The sequence below is a fragment of the Hydrogenophaga sp. ZJX-1 genome, assembly GCF_048590325.1.
Classification (GTDB): domain Bacteria; phylum Pseudomonadota; class Gammaproteobacteria; order Burkholderiales; family Burkholderiaceae_C; genus Hydrogenophaga.
Window position 1 is genome coordinate 84,377 of record NZ_JBMBRA010000009.1, and the last position, 17,160, is coordinate 101,536.

Below are 17,160 nucleotides of genomic sequence, written 5' to 3' on the forward strand. Positions count from 1 at the left end.
GGAGCTCGGCATGAGGTCCTGTGCACGGCTGCGAGAGGGAGCCTGAGGTGTTGTTCCGCATCCTGCACGACGAACGCAGCGGCGAGCTGAGCTATGTGCTGGCCGACAACGATGCGCGCGAGGCCGTCGTGGTCGATCCGCGCAGCCGCGATCTGCCGGTGCTGCAGGCGTTGCTGGGTGAGCGCGACCTGCGCCTGCGCTGGGTGCTGCGCACCCACCAGCACGACCACCTGTTGACCCACGAATTCGAACGCCTGCGCAGCCTGGGCGCGCCCGTGGTGCAGGGCGAAACCCGTGAGGGCACGCACACCGTGGCCGATGGCGAGCGCCTGCCCGTGGGGCACGAGACCCTGCGAGTGATCACCACGCCGGGCCACACCGCCGGCTGCCTGAGCTTCGCCTGGCGCGACCGCGTGTTCTGCGGCGGCCTGCTGGCTGTGGACGCCTGCCCGCACCAGCCGCACCCGGCGGACCCTGCGGCGCTGTGGGACAGCATCAACCTGCGCCTCTTCACCCTGCCCGACGAGACCCTGCTGTTCGCCGGCCACGAGCCGCGCGCGCGTGCCGTGAGCACCGTGCTGGAGCAGCGCCGCTGGCACCCCTTCTTTGCCCGGCAGACGCGCGACGCCTTCCTGGCCCGTGTCGCCGCGTTGCCAACACACGCAGCCGCTGCCGCGACCATTGCACCCGGCCACAACACCCCGTCCGCCTGAACGGGCGGCGGCGCCCTGTTTGCCCCTCTTTTTTCACTCCGGAGTTTTCATGAAGCAACTGCATTTCCAGGAAAAGTACCCCATCACCGTGGTGGACATCGCCAAGACCGAGACGACCTGCAAGACCGTGGACGCCATCGCCGAGTACTTCAAGGCCTGCATCGCCGCGACGCCGCGCGTGAGCTACATCGCCACCTTCGACCACCTGGCCCACACCCAGGCCATCGGCGGCGACATCGCGCCCGGCATAGCAGCGGCGCTCAACGTGGTGTTCTGCTTTGGCCATGCGCTGCCCAACCCGCAGGTGCTGGCCGTGCGCCCGCGCTCCATCGGCATCGCCGACCTGGGCGAGCATTTCGTCATCAGCTTCATGGACGCGCCCATGAAACCCGCGAACGACGCCATGCAGGCCTGGGCCTTGGCTTTACGCAACGTTTGAGCGGTTGCGAAGGAAAACGATCATGTGGAAAGTCCTCAACTGGGCGCAGAAGCATCTGGTCTGGAGCATCCCGATCGCCATGGTGGTGGGTCTGCTGTTCGGGCAGGTGGCCGACCCGGCCTTCCTGCGCTGGGGCATCCTGCCGCTGACCTTCCTCATGGTCTATCCCATGATGGTTACGATGAACGTGCGCGATCTGCTCAAGTCCGGGGGCAACCGGCTGCAGGGCACGACGCTGGCCGTCAACTTCGTGCTCATGCCCGCCGTGGGTTACGCCATGGGCCTGCTGTTTTTCGCCGACCAGCCCATGGTGCGGTTGGCGCTGCTGCTGACCGCGCTGCTGCCCACCTCGGGCATGACGATCTCGTGGACCGGCTTCGCCAAGGGCAATGTGCCGGCGGCGGTGAAGATGACCGTGGTCGGCCTGATCGCCGGTTCGCTGCTGGCGCCGGTCTACCTCAAAGCCCTGCTTGGCGCGGTGGTCGAAATTCCGGTGCTGCGGGTGTTCGGGCAGATCGCGCTGATCGTGTTCCTGCCGCTGGTGCTGGGCACGCTCACGCAGCGCTGGCTGATCGGCAAGCACGGCGAAGCGCACTTCAACCAGAAACTCAAACCCAAGTTTCCACCGATCTCCACCCTCGGCGTGCTGGGCATCGTCTTCGTGTCCATGGCGCTCAAGTCCCGGGACATCTTTGCCCACCCGGCCTTGCTGCCGAGCCTGCTGCTGCCGCTGGTGCTGGTCTACGCGCTCAACTTCGCCATCAGCACACTGATCGGCAAGACCTTCTTCCAGCGCGGTGACGCCATCGCTCTGGTCTATGGCACCGTCATGCGCAACCTCTCGATCGCGCTGGCGATTGCCATGGGCGTGTTCGGCGAGCAGGGCGCAGACGCCGCCCTGCTGATCGCGCTCGCCTACATCGTCCAGGTGCAGGCCGCCGCCTGGTACGTCAAGCTCACCGACCAGCTCTTTGGCGCCCCACCCGTGGCGCCACCCCCAGCGGCTTCCAAAACCGCGTGAAAGGAAACCCCATGCCAACCCATCGTGGCGCGGTCACACCCTACGACGCCCTCGGCGGCGCCGAAGGCCTGCACCGCCTTGTCGACCGTTTCTACGCGCTGATGGACGAGCTGCCCGAGGCTTACGCCGCGCGCCGCATCCACCCCGAGAGTCTGGCCGGCGCCAACGAGGCCCTGTTCGAATTTCTCTCCGGCTGGTTCGGCGGCCCGCCGCTCTACACCGAAAAGAAAGGCCATCCGCGCCTGCGCATGCGCCACGTGCCTTACGCCATCGGCCCCACCGAGCGCGACGAGTGGGTGCTGTGCATGCGGACCGTGCTGACCGAACAGGTGGCCGACGAGCCCCTGCGTGCCGGCCTGCTCAAGGCCTTCACGCAGATGGCCGATCACATGGTCAACACCGGCGAGCGCGCCGGTTGCGGCCACGGTCAGGCGCAGGGCCAGCCGTGCGAGACCGCATGAAAAAGGCCCTCATCGCCCTGACGCTGGCCTTTGCGCTGCCCCTGTGCGCACTCGCCGGCCCCATCGAACCCGGGCGGCCCCTGCCGGCGCTGCGCCTCAAGAACCAGCACGGCCAGGCGTGGCAGGTGCCGGCCAGCACGCGCCTCGTGGTGTTCGCGGCCGGTCGCAAGGCCTCGAACCTGGTCATGACGGTGCTCGGGCCGCTGCACCAGGGCTTTCTGGCCAGCCGCCACGCGGTCTACCTGGCCGACATGAGCCAGATGCCCGGCCTCATCACGCGCACCTTCGCCTTGCCCTCGTTGCGCGAGCAGCCCTTCGAGGTGGGCGTGTCGCTCGATGAAACCCTGCTCGCCGGCTGGCCGCGGCAGACCGACGCGGTGACCCTCATCGGCCTCGAAGCCGGGCGTGTGACCCACTTCCAGTACGCCAGCAGCGAGGCGCAGCTGCGCACCGCGCTCGACCTCGCGCCTTGATCCCATTCACCCAACAACGAGCCCAAGAGGAGACCCCCATGGACGCCATCGACGCCTTTCAGGACCACTACCCCGACAACGTCGCGCACTGCTACGGCTGCGGCAGCCAGAACACGCACGGCCACCAGATCAAGACCGTGTGGGACGGCGACGAGACCGTCACCCGGTTCATGCCCGAGCCGTACCACACCTCGGTGCCCGGCTACGCCTACGGCGGGCTGATCGCCTCGCTGATCGACTGCCACAGCACCGGCACCGCCGCGGCCGCCATGTACCGGCAGGCCGGGCGCGACATGGACTCGCTGCCCGCGTTCCGCTTCGTCACGGGTTCGTTGCACGTGGATTTTCTGAAGCCCACGCCCCTGGCCGGCGAGCTGGTGATCCGCGGACGCGTGAAAGAGATCAAGGGCCGCAAGGTGGTTGTCGAGACCACGGTGTATGCGGGTGATGTGGCCACCGCGCGTGGCGAGGTGGTGGCCGTTCAAATGCCAGAGAGCTTCGGGTGACACCCCCGCCGCGCCGCGCCCGCCGCCTCCAGGGAGGCGAGGCCAGCGGCCCGGCGAAGCCGGTTCCGAGGCATCTCCGGGTGGCGGCCCGTCGCTCCGCAAACCAAATCAAAGCGGTGCCCCACAGGGCGCCGTCTCTTCCGGGTCGAAGCCGATCAGGAGGTCAGGCTGTTCACACCGGGCTGGAGCAGGTGGGCGGCCACGTCGGCCGGCTTGGCGGGCGAGCACCAAGCCTGCGCCTTGTGCCATGACGCTGCCGCTGTGGATGTTGACGAACAGCTCTTCGGCGTGGACAGTGCCGGTGGTCAGCAGGGCGATCAGGTGCTTGATGCAGGAACTCCTTGAGAATACGACTGGTGTTCCACCGCGACTGCAGTGGATGCCGCCCTTCTTTCTATACTCATCAGGGTATCCATGAGAAAACGCAAGCCCCTGTGAATGCTGCGGATTCAAGAACAACCAAATGAACGAACACAAAACCGATCCCGATCAACTGCCGCTCGTGCGTGACGAACTCGATGTGCTGGGCGACCTGGTGCCGCTGGCCGGGCAACGCATCATCGAACTGGGCTGTGGCAACGCGCGGCTGGCGCGCAGCCTGGTGCAGCGCCATGCGGGCAGCCAGGTGGTGGGGCTGGAGGTGGATGCCGTGCAGCACACCAAAAACGTCTCGAGTCCGCAGGAGCGGCTGTTGTTCGTGGCCGGCAGCGCCGAAGCCGTGCCATTCCCCGATGCGGTCTTTGACGGCGCGATGATGCTCAAGAGCCTGCACCACGTGCCGCTTGACGGCATGGATGCGGCGTTGGTCGAGGTCGCGCGCGTCGTCAAAACCGGCGGCTGGTTCTACGTGAGCGAGCCGATCTTCGGCGGTGCGCTCAACGAGATCGTGCGCCTCTACAACGACGAGAACACCGTGCGGCGGGCCGCGCAGGCCGCACTGGACCGCGCGCTGGCTGCCGGCACCCACTGGGAGGCCTCGGATGCGCGGCGTTTCGCGCAGCCCGCGCACTTCAAGGACTGGGACGAGTTCGAGCAGCGCATGCTCTACCCCAGCTTCGCCGATCACCACATCACACCCGCGTTGGTGGCGCGTGTGCGCGCCGCGTTCAATCCGCACTGCGGCCCCGACGGCGCGCACTTTGTGCGCCCCATGCACATCCGCTTGCTGCGCCGCAAAGGTTGACGGTACACCCATGACCGGGTGAGTCCCCTTGCGCGAAGTGTCCGGCGTCGGCCAATAATCCACCGGGTAGAACATCGACCGGCGCCCCGCAGCGGGGCGCCGGTCGTGCCACCCGAGACAAGGACGCTTCATGGAACTGCGGCAGTTGCGCTACTTCGTTCGCATCGTCGAGCTCGGCTCGATGAGCCGGGCAGCGCTGGACCTTGACATGGTGCAGTCCGCGCTCAGCCAGCAGATCACGCGGCTGGAGGGCGAGCTGTCCACGCGCCTGCTCCACCGCACGCCGCGCGGCGTGTCGCCCACCGAAGCGGGCGTGGCGTTCTTCCGCGAGGCGCAGCTCACCCTGCGCCATGCCGAGCAGGCCATGCGCGTCGCGCAGCAGGCGCGCCTGTCGGGCACCGTCAGCGTGGGGCTGGCGCCCACCACCTCGGCGGTGCTCGGGCTGCCGCTCATGCAGGCCATGCGCGAGCGTTACCCGGACGTGCGCCTGCACATGGTGGAGAGCATGTCGGGCCACCTCACCGCCATGCTCAACGCCCGCCAGCTCGACCTGGCGGTGCTCTTCGACACCCGGCTGCACCAGGCCCGGCAGGCCGGGGGCGGGCGGCGCTGGGGCGTGCAGCCGCTGCTGGAGGAAGACCTGTTCCTCGTGCACCGCGCCGCCGCGCCGCGCCTGCCCGCCGAGATCGCCATCGCCGACCTGGCCGACGAGCCGCTGATCCTGCCCACCGGGCCGCACGGTCTGCGCAGCACGCTGGACACGGCATTCGCCGGCGCCGGCATCGCCCCGCGCGTGGTGCTGGAGGTGGACTCGCTCGCCATGGTGATGGCCGCTGTCGACGCCGGCCTCGGTTCCTCGCTGCAGCCCTGGGCGGCCCTGGGCCGCTACCCGGACGCCGCGCAGCGTTTCCAGTGCGCGCGCCTCACCGACGCCCCCGCGCGCCGCGTGAACCTGCTGTGCACCTTGTCGGACGACGAGCTGTCGCCCGCCGCGCTGGCCGCGCGCGTGGTGCTGCTGGACTGCGTGCGCTCGCTGCTGAGCGACGGCCGGTGGTTCGGCGCCACCGCCCTCGCCGCCGTGCCCGACACCCATCACACTTCGTGATACCCCCATGACGTGAGCCCGCTGCACAGCGGGCGCTGGTCTTTCTACATTCCCTCATGCGCCGGATGCGTTCCTGCGCCCCACGAGAGAAAGCAGAAGGAGACCCATGTCAACGGACCCCGACGTCCTGGTGATCGGTGGCGGCAACGCCGCCCTGTGCGCCGCCCTCATGGCGCGCGAGGCCGGCGCCAGTGTGCTGCTGCTCGAAGCCGCACCGCGCGAGTGGCGCGGTGGCAACTCCGCCCACACCCGCAACCTGCGCTGCATGCACGATGCGCCGCAGGACGTGCTGGTCGACGCCTACCCCGAAGAAGAGTTCTGGCAGGACCTGCTGAAGGTCACCGGCGGCAAGACCAACGAGGCGCTGGCCCGGCTGGTGATCCGTGCCTCGTCGAACTGCCGCGACTGGATGCGCCGCCATGGTGTGCACTTTCAGCCCGCGCTGGCCGGCACGCTGCATGTGGCGCGCACCAACGCCTTCTTCATGGGGGGTGGCAAGGCGCTGGTGAATGCCTACTTCCGCAGCGCCGAGGCGCTGGGTGTGCAGGTGCGCTACGGGTCGCCGGTGGACCGCATCGAGATGGAGCAGGGTCGCTTCGTCGCCGCCCACGTGAACGGCGAACGCATCACCGCCAGGGCCTGCGTGCTGGCGGCCGGCGGCTTCGAGTCCAACCGCGACTGGCTGCGCGAGGCCTGGGGCCAGAACCAGCGCGGCGAATGGCCGTCGGACAACTTCCTGATCCGCGGCACGGCCTTCAACCAGGGCGTGCTGTTGCGCCACCTGCTCGACGACCACGGCGCCGACCGCATCGGCGACCCGACGCAGGCGCACATGGTGGCGATCGACGCGCGCGCGCCGCTGTACGACGGCGGCATCTGCACCCGCATCGACTGCGTGTCGCTGGGCGTGGTGGTGAACCGCGACGCCGAGCGCTTCTACGACGAGGGCGAAGACTTCTGGCCCAAGCGCTACGCCATCTGGGGCCGCCTGGTGGCGCAGCAGCCGAGGCAGATCGGCTACTCGATCATCGACAGCAAGGCCATCGGCCGCTTCATGCCGCCGGTGTTCCCGGGCGTGAAAGCCGACAGCCTGCCCGAGCTGGCGCACAAGCTCGGCCTGGATGTGGACACCTTCATGCGCACGCTGGACGGCTACAACGCCGCCTGCCGCGTGGGCACGTTTGACCACACCACGCTCGACGACTGCCACACCGAAGGCATCACCCCGGCCAAGACCCACTGGGCCCGCCCCATCGACACCGCGCCGTTCTATGGCTACGCCCTCAAGCCCGGCGTGACCTTCACCTACCTCGGCCTGCGCACCGACGACACGGCCGCCGTGCGCTTCAACGGTGTGCCCAGCGACAACCTCTTCGTCGCCGGCGAAATGATGGCCGGCAACGTGCTGGGCCAGGGCTACACGGCGGGCGTGGGCATGAGCATCGGCACGGCATTCGGCCGCATCGCCGGCACGAATGCGGCAAGGGCCGCCCGCGCCACCCCATCAGGAGCCCACCATGCAAACGCTTGAAGCCCTCGCGCGCGACGCCAGCGCGCTGGCCAACGGCGAGACCGTGCTGTCCGCCCCCGAAACCGAAGTGGCGCGCCAGATGCAGATCTGCAACGCCTGCCGCTACTGCGAAGGCTTCTGCGCCGTGTTTCCGGCCATGACGCGCCGGCTCGAATTCGGCCAGGCCGACATCCACTTCCTGGCCAACCTGTGCCACAACTGCGGTGCCTGTTTGCACGCCTGCCAGTACGCGCCGCCGCATGCATTCGCGGTGAACGTGCCGCAGGCCATGGCGCAGGTGCGCGGCCAGACCTATGTCGACTACGCCTGGCCGCCAGCGCTGGGCCGGCTCTACCAGCGCCAGGGGCTCACGCTGTCGCTGGCGCTGGCCGCTGGCCTCGCGCTGTTCCTGGTGCTGGCCGTGGTGCTGCAGGGGCAGGGCCTGGGCGCGCTGTGGAGCGCACCGGGTAGCAACTTCTACGGGATCTTTCCGCACAACCTGCTGGTGGGCCTGTTCGCGCCGGTGTTCCTGTTCGCCACGCTGGCGCTGGCCCTGGGCGTGCGGCGCTTCTGGCGCGACCTGACGCCCGCCACCAGCGGTGCGGCGCTGTCGGCGCCCGCCACCGCCGAGGCGGCCGATGCCGTGCTGCGCCTGAAGTACCTGGACGGCGGCCACGGCGAGGGCTGCCACAACGAAGACGACGCCTACACGCTCTCGCGCCGGCGCTTTCACCACCTCACCTTCTACGGCTTCCTGCTGTGTTTCGCCGCCACCAGCGTGGCCACGCTCTACCACTACCTGCTGGGCCAGCCCGCGCCCTACGACCTGCCCAGCCTGCCCAAGCTGCTGGGCGCGGTGGGCGGCGTCAGCCTGGCGCTGGGCACGGCGGGCCTGTGGCGCCTGAACCTCAAACGCCACCCGCAGCACGGCGACGTGGCGCAGAAGCCCATGGACCGCGGCTTCATCGCGCTGCTGTTCCTCACCGCCACCAGCGGCCTGGCCCTGTGGTCCGCGCGCGGCACGCCCGCCCTGGCGCTGACGCTGTGCCTGCACCTCGGCGCGGTGATGGCGCTGTTCGCCACCATGCCCTACGGCAAGTTTGGCCACGGCATCTTCCGCACCGCCGCGCTGCTGCGCCACGCGGTGGAACAGCGCCAGCCCAACCCCATCGGCCTGGGCACCGACTGAGCCTGCGCCGCGCCCCGTCCTTTTTCTCGTCCGCTTTTTCCACCCCACGAACCTCACCGAGGAGACATCACCATGCACAAACGACACGTCCTGCGCGCCACCACGCTCGCCCTTTCCACCCTTCTTCTGGGGGGGCTGACACACGCCCAAGCCCAGGCCCAGGACTTCCCGCCCAAAAAACCCGTCACCCTGGTGGTCGGCTTTGCCGCCGGTGGTGCGGCCGACGCAGCCGCGCGCCTGATCGCCAAGAAGCTGGGTGAGAACATCGGCCAGTCCGTGATCGTGGAGAACAAGGGCGGCGCGGGCGGCAACATCGCGCACCAGTTGGTCGCCAAGGCGGCGCCCGATGGCTCGGTGCTGCTGTTCGGGTCCGTGGGCCCGCTCACCATCGCGCCGCACCTGATGAAGCTGCCCTACGACCCCTTTGTGGACCTCACCCCCATCTCCGGCGGCGTGTACTTTCCCAATGTGCTCGTGGTGCACAAGGGCGTGGGCGTGAAGACGCTGGCCGAGTTCGTGCAGCTGGAGAAGAAAAAGCCCGGCAGCGTGGATTTCGCTTCCACCGGTGCGGGCTCGGCCTCGCACCTGGCGGGCGAGCTGTTCAACCAGCGCGCCGGCATCGACATGGTCCACGTGCCCTACAAGGGCGGCGCGCCCGCGCTGCAGGACCTGCTGGGCGAACGCATCGCCGCGTACTTCTCGGCCCCGCCCACGGCCATGCCGCACATCGAGAGCGGCAAGCTGGTGCCGCTGGCCACCACCGGCCTCACGCGCCCGGCCTACCTGCCCCACATCCCCACCGTGGCCGAGGCGGGCTACCCGGGGTTCGAGGCGCTGAACTGGTACGCCTTCGTGGCGCCGGGCAAAACCCCTGTGCCGATGCTCGATCGCTGGAACCAGGAGATCGTGAAGGCGCTGAACGACGCGGGTGTGAAGGACGCGTTGAAACACCACGGGCTGACGCCCCAGCCCACCACGCGCGCCGAGTTCGTTGCCTTCATGAAGAAAGAATCCGCCCAGTGGGCGGCCATCGTCAAGGAACGCAAGATCACGGCCGATTGAGGCCGGCTGCGCCCGTCAGGGCAGGTTGAAGGCGTCGGTGGTGATGACGCCGCCGCCCAGGCAGACCTCACCGTCGTACACCACAGCGCTCTGGCCGGGTGTCACGGCCCATTGCGGGTCGGTGAAGCGCAGCGTGAAGCCCGCGTCGCCTTCGGCCTCGAAGCGGCAGGCCGCATCGGCCTGGCGGTAGCGGGTTTTCGCGGCCAGGTCGCCCGCGGCGGGCGCATGGCCCGCGACCCAGCTCGCGTCCTGCGCGCGCAGAGCGGGCGAGAGCAGCCAGGGGTGGTCGTGGCCCTGCACCACCCAGAGGATGTTCTTTTCCATGTCCTTGCGCGCGACGAACCAGGGCTCGTGTTCGTTGCCACCCTTCTGCGCGCCCTTTTCCTTGATGCCGCCGATGCCCAAACCCTGTCGTTGGCCGAGCGTGTAGAAGCTCAGGCCCACGTGTTTTCCGATGGTGCGGCCGCTTGGGTCCTTGATCGGGCCCGGTTCTTTGGCGATGTAGCGGTTCAGGAAATCGCGGAACGGCCGCTCGCCGATGAAGCAGATGCCGGTGCTGTCTTTCTTCTTCGCGTTCGGCAGGCCGATTTCGGCGGCGATGCGGCGCACCTCGGTCTTCGGCAGCTCGCCCACCGGGAACAGCGTCTTGCTCAATTGCGCCTGGTTCAGGCGGTGCAGGAAGTAGCTCTGGTCCTTCAGCGGGTCCAGGCCCTTGAGCAGCTCGTGTATGCCGGTCGCATCGTTCAGGCGAACGCGCGCGTAGTGGCCGGTCGCGATCTTCTCGGCGCCCAGGCGCATGGCGTGGTCGAGGAAGGCCTTGAACTTGATCTCGGCGTTGCAGAGGATGTCGGGATTGGGCGTGCGCCCGGCCTGGTATTCGCGCAGGAACTCGGCGAACACGCGGTCCTTGTACTCGGCGGCGAAGTTGACGTGTTCGATCTCGATGCCGATCACGTCGGCGACCGACGCCGCGTCGACGAAGTCGATGTTGGACGAGCAGTATTCGCTGTCGTCATCGTCTTCCCAGTTCTTCATGAAGATCCCGATGACCTCGTAACCCTGCTGCTTGAGCAGGTACGCGCTCACTGCGGAGTCCACACCCCCGCTCAATCCGACGACGACTCGTTGTTTGTTGGCCATCCGGGGATTATCCCGCGCGGGCCTGCCCAGGTCGGCCAGTGGGGTGTCTCGAACGACTCGACGAGGAAGTCGATCAGCCGCCGCACCTTGGGCGCGACGTGCTTGCGCGTGGGGTAGACGGCGTAGATGCCGAACTCCAGCGAGCGGTACTGCGGCATCAGCTCCACCAGGGTTCCTGCCGCCAGGTCTGGGCCGACCAGGATGTCGGGCTGCAGGATGATGCCCTGGTGCGCCAGTGCGCCGCTGCGGCAGGTCTCGCCGCTGTTGCTGCGGAAGCGCGGGTTCACGTTCACCGAGACCTCGCCCTCGGGGCCGGTGAAGCTCCAGTGTTCGCCGGTGGAAAGCAGGGTGTAGGCCAGCACCGCGTGCCGTGCCAGTTCGCCCGGGTGCTGCGGCGTGCCCTGGCGCGCCAGGTAGCCGGGTGAAGCACAGAGATGCAGCCGGCTGGTGGCGATGCGGCGGCTGACCAGGGACGAGGCCTGGAGCCGCGCGATGCGGATGGCCAGGTCAAAACCTTCTTCGACCAGGTCCACGGTGCGGTCGGACAGCGACACGTCCAGCGCCACCTTCGGATGCCGCGCCATGAACACCGGCCACAGCGGCGCCAGGTGGCGTTCGCCGAAGGTGACCGGCACGCTGAGCTTGAGCAGGCCGGTGGCCTCGCCGCTGCGCGAACTGACCTCGGCCTCAGCCTCGTCCACCTGCGCCAGCAGCTCCTTGCACCGCGCATGGAACACCTCGCCCTCGCTGGTGAGCGAGAGCCGGCGCGTGGTGCGCTGCAGCAGGCGCACGCCCAACCGCGCCTCCAGCTCGTTCACATGGCGCGAGACCGCCGGCTTGGACAGCGCCAGGGCGTCGGCCGCACCGACGAAGCTGCCCGCGTCCACCACGGCGGCAAAAGTGCGCATCTCCAGGAATTTGTCCACGGCGGCCTCCAGTGGGGTTTTGTTTCAAATTTCGGAACAGTCAATGAACTTTCAGGCAGTTTATCTTTTGTTGATTGATCAATAAAGTTCAACCCATGCCCTGCACCTTGCAGGGCCCCACCCCGGGCCAGATGGCCCACACCTCAGGAGTCCCGTCATGAAAACCCTCGTCATCGGTGCCGGCAACATGGGCTCGGCCTTCGTCAAACAACTGCACGCCGCCGGCCACGACGTCAGCGTCACCGCCCGCCAGGCCGACAAGGCCGCCGCGCTGGCCGCCCAGTACCCCGGCGTGCAAGCCGTGGCACCGGCCGGTGCCGCCGCCGGCGCGGACGTGGTGATCCTCGCCACCGGCTACGCCGACGCGGTCGCCGCGCTGCAGGGCGTGGGCGGCCTGGCCGGCAAGGTGGTGGTCGACATCACCAACCCGCTGACCGCCGACTACATGGGCCTGACCCTGGGCCACAGCACCTCCGCGTCCGAAGAGATCGCCCGGGCCGTGCCCGAGGCGCTGGTCGTCAAGGCGTTCAACACCCTGTTCGCGCAAGTGCTGGCCGGTGGCGCCGATTTCGGCAACGGCCAGACCGCCAGCGTGTTCGTCGCCAGCGACAGCACGACCGCCAAGGCCACCGTCACGGCCCTGGCCCAGAGCCTCGGCTTCGCCACGGTGGACGCCGGTGGGCTGAAGAACGCCCGTTACCTGGAGCCGCTGGCCGGTCTGAACATCTACCTCGGCTACGGCGCCGGCCTGGGCACCGCCATCGCCCCGACCTGGATCCACAAGGCCTGACCCACCCGGTCAGGTTCGACCAGGGTGAATGGACCGGTGTCATCGGCGTGATGGAAGGCACCTTCACGAAGCCCGTGCCGATTGGCGAGGGCCAGTTCATCCGGCCCACGGGCAAGGCCTTCAAACTGACCATGGCCACCATTGGCCACCATTGGCCACCATTGGCCACTGGACAGGTGCGACCATGGACGCCGGGTACCTGTTCCGGGACAACGCCACCTCCATGAAGCAGCTCGGCCTGGGCCAGTGAGCCCGCCGACCCTTCAAGAAATTTGACCGCGGCGACCGTGCCTGGCGAACGGTCGCCGCCGGGCCCGCTCTTACAGTTTGTGGGGTGTGCAGCCCACGCCGCCTTTCACCCCTTCCAAGGAATCCACCATGTCCACCCGCTGGCCCTCCCTGTTCATTTCCCACGGATCGCCGATGTTCGCGCTCGAACCCGGCCTGGCCGGACCCGCGCTGACCGCGCTGGGCCAGACGCTGCCGCGACCGAAGGCGGTGCTGGTGGTGTCGCCGCACTGGATGACGCGCGAGCCGCGCGTGGCGACCACGCCGCGCCCGCAGACCATCCACGACTTCGGCGGCTTCCCGCCCGCGCTCTACCAGCTCGAATACCCCGCGCCCGGCGCGCCCGACGTCGCGCAGCGGGCGATCGAGGTGTTGCGCGCCGCCGGCTATGCCGCCGCGGCCGATACGCAATGGGGCCTGGACCACGGCGCCTGGGTGCCGCTGAGGCACCTGTTCCCCGGTGCCGACATTCCCGTGTTCCAGGTCTCGCTGCCCGCGCGCCTGGACGGCGCAAAGGCCTACGCCTACGGCCAGGCGCTGGCGCCGCTGGCCGATGAAGGCGTGCTGGTGATCGGCTCGGGCAGCCTGACCCACAACCTCCACGACGTGCGTTTCGATGACCCCGACGCGCCGGCCGACGATTACGCGATCGAGTTCGCGCACTGGGTCGGCAACGCGGTGATCCGCGGCGACCACGCACGCCTGCAGCAGACCATGGCGATCGCGCCGCACGCGCAGCGCGCCCACCCGACGGCCGAACACCTGTGGCCGCTGATGGTGGCGGCCGGGGTGGCCGGCGAGACCGCAACGGGCGTGCGCATCGATGGCGGCATCACGCACGGTGTGCTGTCGATGGACGCCTACCGATTCGGTGCGGTTCCTGAGGCGGCGGGGGCCTGAACATGGACACACCACGTACCGAAGCCCCCACGGGCGACATCGTCCTGCACCGGCCCACGGTGCCTGCGCGCCAGTTGGTGCTGCTGTTCCACGGTGTGGGCGCGGGTCCGGAAGGCTTCCAGCCGCTGGGGCCGGCGCTGGCGCGCGACGACCGCTGGGTGGTCGCGGTGCGTTCGCCGTTCGCTTCCGATGTCGGGGCGGGCTGGCAGTGGTTTTCGGTGCAGGGCGTGACCGAGACCAACCGCGCCGGCCGCATCGGCGAGGTCATGCCGCGCTTTGCCGGGACCGTGCGGCGCTGGCAGGCGCACACCGGCCTGGCGGCCGCGCACACCGTGCTCGCGGGCTTCTCGCAGGGCGCGATCATGTCGCTCGAATCGACGCAGGCGGGCGAGCCGCTGGCTGCGCGCGTGGTGGCGATGTCGGGCCGTTTTGCGGTGGCGCCGCGGCACGCGCCCGCGGGTGTGGTCTGGCGCTTCATCCACGGCGACCACGACCCGGTGATCGACGCCGCGCACAGCACACAGGCCGCGGCGCAGCTGCGGGCGCTGGGCGCGGACGCGCGCGCCGATGTGCTGCCCGGCCTGGGTCATGGCATCGACCCGCGCGCGCTGGCCCGACTGGTCGCAGCGCTGGACGAAGGGGCCGGGGCATGAACACGCCCACGGCCACGCTGCATCTGTCGGTCGGGCCGCGCGAGACCCTGGCCGAGTGGGGTGACGATGGCCGCAGCAGCCTGCCCGTGGGCACGGCCGTGCTCTGGCCGGCGGGTGCAGCCGGGCCCTCGGCGTTCGCGATCGAGAACGCCATCCAGATGGTGGAAGACCAGATCGAGCGCCTCGTGCCGCGCGTGCCCAAGGGTGGCCGGCTGGTGGTGAGCGCTGAAACCCTGGCGCCGCTGCAACGCGCCGGGGCCATTCGCGGCCTGGTGAATGGAGCCATTGGCCTGGCGGACATCGAACACGAATACCAGCAACTGGCCGCGCGGGCCATGGGCGCACCATCGGCGCGTGGCAGTGGTTTTGAGCACCCCGCCGGGGATGCGCTGGTGCTGATCCTGCGCGAGTGCCTGCACCACCTGGGCTTCGACGCCGTTCACCTGACGGCTTGAGCGGGGCCGCCGCGGGGCGCGGTGTCACGTGTCTTTCACAGTCTTGACTTATTGTGGCCTTTGCCGGATTCTGCGATGGTTCGAATCCAGTCAAACCCGAGGGATGGCCAGCGGGCGCCCCGATCTGTCACACCCACTCTGAAAGCGAGTTCCTCCATGAAGAGCAAGTTGTCCCGTATCGTTCTGGCCACGCTGTTGCTGGCCGCTGGCGCCGCGCAGGCGCAAGACAAGACCCTGCGCCTGCTGACCTGGGGCGGTTATGCGCCCAAGGACGTGATCGAGCAGTTCACCAAGGAGACCGGTTTCAAGGTCGAGGTGACCACCTCCAACAACGAAGAGATGATCTCCAAGCTGCGCGCCACCGCGGGCGCCGGCTTTGACCTCGCCCAGCCCAGCCAGGACCGCATCGCCGGCCCGCAGACCGAGTTCAAGATCTACAAGCCGCTGGATCTTTCGAAGGTCAAGGCCGACCTGTTCATCCCGTCCATGCTCGACGCGACCAAGAAAAACACCACGGTCGGCGGCAAGGTCTACGGCCTGCCGCACATCTGGGGCACCGATGGCCTGGTGGTCAACACCAAGACCTCCAAGGCCACCGACTACGCCGACCTGTGCGCGGCTGAAAACGCCGGCAAGGTCAGCATGCGCCTGAAGCGCCCCACGCTGATCGCCATGGCCTTCGCCTCCGGCAAGGACCCGTTTGCGCTCTACGGCGACGCCAAGGCCTACAGCGCGCTGATGGACGAGATGGGCAAGAAGCTCACCGAGTGCAAGAAGAACGTGAAGTTCTACTGGGACGGCAAGGACCAGCTGCTCGCCGGCATCCGCTCGGGTGAACTGACGACGGCCATGATGTGGGACACCGGCGGCTGGGAGTTGAACAAGGCCAACCCCGACGTGAAGTTCGTGGCGCCGAAGTCGGGCGCGCTGGGCTGGGTGGACACCTTCGCCATCCCCGCCAAGGGCAAGAACGACGCCGCCGCCTACGCCTGGATCAACTTCAACATGCGCCCCGAGATCGCCGCCAAGGTGGCGTCTTCGGCCGGCAACTTCACCGCCAGCAAGGGCGCCGACCAGATGATGGACCCGGTGCTCAAGAAGCAGTTCGCCGACAGCTTCCCTGAAGCCGCGTTGAAGAACATCAAGTGGTACCCCGCTGTGCCGGCCGGCATCGAGGACATCGAAGGCCGCGTGCTCGACCGCGTCAAGGCCGCCCAGTAAGCCGTGGCGGTGCCGACGCCGGCCGCGGGCAGCCCCGCCACCCACGATCTCGACATCCGGTCCGTTCGCAAACGCTATGGTGCGTTCGCGGCGGTGGATGACCTGAGTTTCCAGGTGCGGCGGGGTTCGTTCTTTTCCATTCTCGGCCCCTCGGGCTGCGGCAAGACCACACTGCTGCGCATGGTGGCGGGCTTCATCGCCCCCGATGCCGGCGACATCGTGATCAAGGGGGCGTCCATGCGCGGCGTCGCGCCCAACAAGCGCCCGGTGAACATGGTGTTCCAGCACCTGGCGCTGTTCCCCATGATGAGCGTGGGCGAAAACATCGCCTACGGTCTGGAGCGGCGCGGCATGAAGGGCGCCGTCGCCAGGGCCAAGGTCACCGACATGCTCCAGCGCGTCGGTCTGCCAGGCAGCGAAGGCAAGCGCATCGACCAGCTCTCGGGTGGCCAGAAACAGCGCGTGGCGATCGCGCGCTCGCTGGTGCTGGAGCCCGCGTTGCTGCTGCTGGACGAGCCGCTGGGCGCGCTCGATCTCAAGCTGCGCGAACACATGAAGGTGGAGCTCAAGCAACTGCAGGCCGAGGTGGGCACCACCTTCGTCTACATCACGCACGACCAGAGCGAGGCGCTGGTCATGTCGGACCAGGTCGCGGTGATGAACCACGGCCGCTTCGAGCAGCTGGGCACCCCGCAGCAGCTGTATTACCAGCCGCAGACCGCGTTCGTGGCGGGTTTCGTGGGCAACAACAACCGCTTCGAAGGCCGCATCGAATCACGCAACGGCGAGCAGGTGCTGCTGCGCACGGCCAGCGGCCTGGGTCTGTGGTCGCAGCGGGTGGGCGCGCTGGACGTGGGCCAGACGGCCACCTTGTTCATCCGGCCCGAAGCCATCGAGATCGGGCGCAGCCCGCGCGAACTGCCCGCGGGCGAACCCGTCTGGAGCGCGAGCGTGCAGAGCGTGCTGTTTGATGGCGGCAATTCCACCGTGCTGGTGCTCGAAGACAAGAGCCAGACGCCGCTGCACATCGCACTGCCCCTCACCGGCCGCCTGGCCGATCTGAAGTCTGGCGAGACCGTGCACTTCGGCTACCAGCCCGCGCAGGCCTGGTGTTTCTCGGCTTGA

Annotated in this window: 19 protein-coding genes; 17 read left to right on the forward strand and 2 right to left on the reverse strand. The window is 68.5% G+C overall.

The genetic code is table 11. From position 1 onward, the window contains the following. Positions 1-47 precede the first annotated feature (47 nt). The 11 genes from ACN5W5_RS21555 (at position 48) to ACN5W5_RS21605 (ending at position 9,662) form a co-directional block, all read left to right on the forward strand. Positions 48-713, forward strand: a complete 666-nt coding sequence (locus ACN5W5_RS21555; RefSeq protein WP_420050492.1) for a hypothetical protein — start codon at positions 48-50, stop codon at positions 711-713. Positions 714-762: 49 nt separating this feature from the next. Then, positions 763-1,152: a DUF6858 family protein gene (locus ACN5W5_RS21560; RefSeq protein ID WP_420050493.1), complete on the forward strand. Its 390-nt coding sequence runs from the start codon at positions 763-765 to the stop codon at positions 1,150-1,152. Between the two features lie 22 nt (positions 1,153-1,174). Continuing rightward, positions 1,175-2,173, forward strand: a complete 999-nt coding sequence (locus tag ACN5W5_RS21565) for an arsenic resistance protein (protein WP_420050494.1) — start codon at positions 1,175-1,177, stop codon at positions 2,171-2,173. Between the two features lie 11 nt (positions 2,174-2,184). Beyond that, positions 2,185-2,634, forward strand: coding sequence for a group II truncated hemoglobin (locus ACN5W5_RS21570; protein WP_420050495.1), 450 nt, complete (start codon positions 2,185-2,187; stop codon positions 2,632-2,634). Further along, on the forward strand, positions 2,631-3,107 hold the full coding sequence (locus ACN5W5_RS21575) for a hypothetical protein (RefSeq protein WP_420050496.1): 477 nt from the start codon (positions 2,631-2,633) through the stop codon (positions 3,105-3,107). The genes ACN5W5_RS21570 and ACN5W5_RS21575 overlap by 4 nt, the downstream gene beginning before the upstream one ends. A 38-nt stretch (positions 3,108-3,145) precedes the next feature. After that, positions 3,146-3,613 carry a PaaI family thioesterase gene (locus tag ACN5W5_RS21580; RefSeq protein ID WP_420050497.1) on the forward strand — a complete coding sequence of 156 codons (468 nt, stop codon included), beginning with the start codon at positions 3,146-3,148 and terminating at the stop codon, positions 3,611-3,613. A gap of 463 nt (positions 3,614-4,076) precedes the next feature. Continuing rightward, entirely contained in the window at positions 4,077-4,796 is a 720-nt protein-coding gene (locus tag ACN5W5_RS21585) for a class I SAM-dependent methyltransferase (RefSeq protein ID WP_420050498.1), read from the forward strand. Positions 4,797-4,926: 130 nt separating this feature from the next. Then, positions 4,927-5,901, forward strand: coding sequence for a LysR substrate-binding domain-containing protein (locus tag ACN5W5_RS21590; RefSeq protein WP_420050499.1), 975 nt, complete (start codon positions 4,927-4,929; stop codon positions 5,899-5,901). Positions 5,902-6,007: 106 nt separating this feature from the next. Next, entirely contained in the window at positions 6,008-7,432 is a 1,425-nt protein-coding gene (gene tcuA, locus ACN5W5_RS21595) for an FAD-dependent tricarballylate dehydrogenase TcuA (RefSeq protein WP_420050500.1), read from the forward strand. Next, positions 7,419-8,600 (forward strand): tricarballylate utilization 4Fe-4S protein TcuB, encoded by a 1,182-nt coding sequence (gene tcuB, locus ACN5W5_RS21600; protein ID WP_420050501.1) that lies wholly within the window; start codon positions 7,419-7,421, stop codon positions 8,598-8,600. Before tcuA ends, tcuB begins: the two co-directional genes overlap by 14 nt. Before the next feature lie 72 nt (positions 8,601-8,672). After that, positions 8,673-9,662 carry a Bug family tripartite tricarboxylate transporter substrate binding protein gene (locus tag ACN5W5_RS21605; protein ID WP_420050502.1) on the forward strand — a complete coding sequence of 330 codons (990 nt, stop codon included), beginning with the start codon at positions 8,673-8,675 and terminating at the stop codon, positions 9,660-9,662. Positions 9,663-9,677: 15 nt separating this feature from the next. Here the strand turns inward: ACN5W5_RS21605 and mnmA are convergent, their stop codons facing one another. Both mnmA and ACN5W5_RS21615 read right to left on the reverse strand, forming a co-directional pair. Then, complete coding sequence (gene mnmA, locus ACN5W5_RS21610) at positions 9,678-10,802, reverse strand: tRNA 2-thiouridine(34) synthase MnmA (RefSeq protein WP_420050503.1); 1,125 nt, start codon at positions 10,800-10,802, stop codon at positions 9,678-9,680. Further along, positions 10,769-11,728 (reverse strand): LysR family transcriptional regulator, encoded by a 960-nt coding sequence (locus tag ACN5W5_RS21615; protein WP_420050504.1) that lies wholly within the window; start codon positions 11,726-11,728, stop codon positions 10,769-10,771. The genes mnmA and ACN5W5_RS21615 overlap by 34 nt, the downstream gene beginning before the upstream one ends. A 157-nt stretch (positions 11,729-11,885) precedes the next feature. Here ACN5W5_RS21615 and ACN5W5_RS21620 point away from each other — a divergent pair, with 157 nt between their 5' ends. The 6 genes from ACN5W5_RS21620 (at position 11,886) to ACN5W5_RS21645 (ending at position 17,160) form a co-directional block, all read left to right on the forward strand. Then, complete coding sequence (locus ACN5W5_RS21620) at positions 11,886-12,518, forward strand: NADPH-dependent F420 reductase (RefSeq protein ID WP_420050505.1); 633 nt, start codon at positions 11,886-11,888, stop codon at positions 12,516-12,518. A gap of 378 nt (positions 12,519-12,896) precedes the next feature. Then, positions 12,897-13,706, forward strand: coding sequence for a dioxygenase (locus tag ACN5W5_RS21625; RefSeq protein ID WP_420050506.1), 810 nt, complete (start codon positions 12,897-12,899; stop codon positions 13,704-13,706). A gap of 2 nt (positions 13,707-13,708) precedes the next feature. Continuing rightward, positions 13,709-14,359: an esterase gene (gene ypfH, locus ACN5W5_RS21630; protein WP_420050507.1), complete on the forward strand. Its 651-nt coding sequence runs from the start codon at positions 13,709-13,711 to the stop codon at positions 14,357-14,359. After that, positions 14,356-14,814, forward strand: a complete 459-nt coding sequence (locus tag ACN5W5_RS21635; RefSeq protein WP_420050508.1) for a hypothetical protein — start codon at positions 14,356-14,358, stop codon at positions 14,812-14,814. Before ypfH ends, ACN5W5_RS21635 begins: the two co-directional genes overlap by 4 nt. A 156-nt stretch (positions 14,815-14,970) precedes the next feature. Beyond that, complete coding sequence (locus ACN5W5_RS21640) at positions 14,971-16,035, forward strand: extracellular solute-binding protein (RefSeq protein WP_420050509.1); 1,065 nt, start codon at positions 14,971-14,973, stop codon at positions 16,033-16,035. A 3-nt stretch (positions 16,036-16,038) separates the two neighbouring features. Beyond that, a complete protein-coding gene (locus tag ACN5W5_RS21645; RefSeq protein WP_420050510.1) occupies positions 16,039-17,160 on the forward strand; it encodes an ABC transporter ATP-binding protein in 1,122 nt (373 codons plus the stop codon).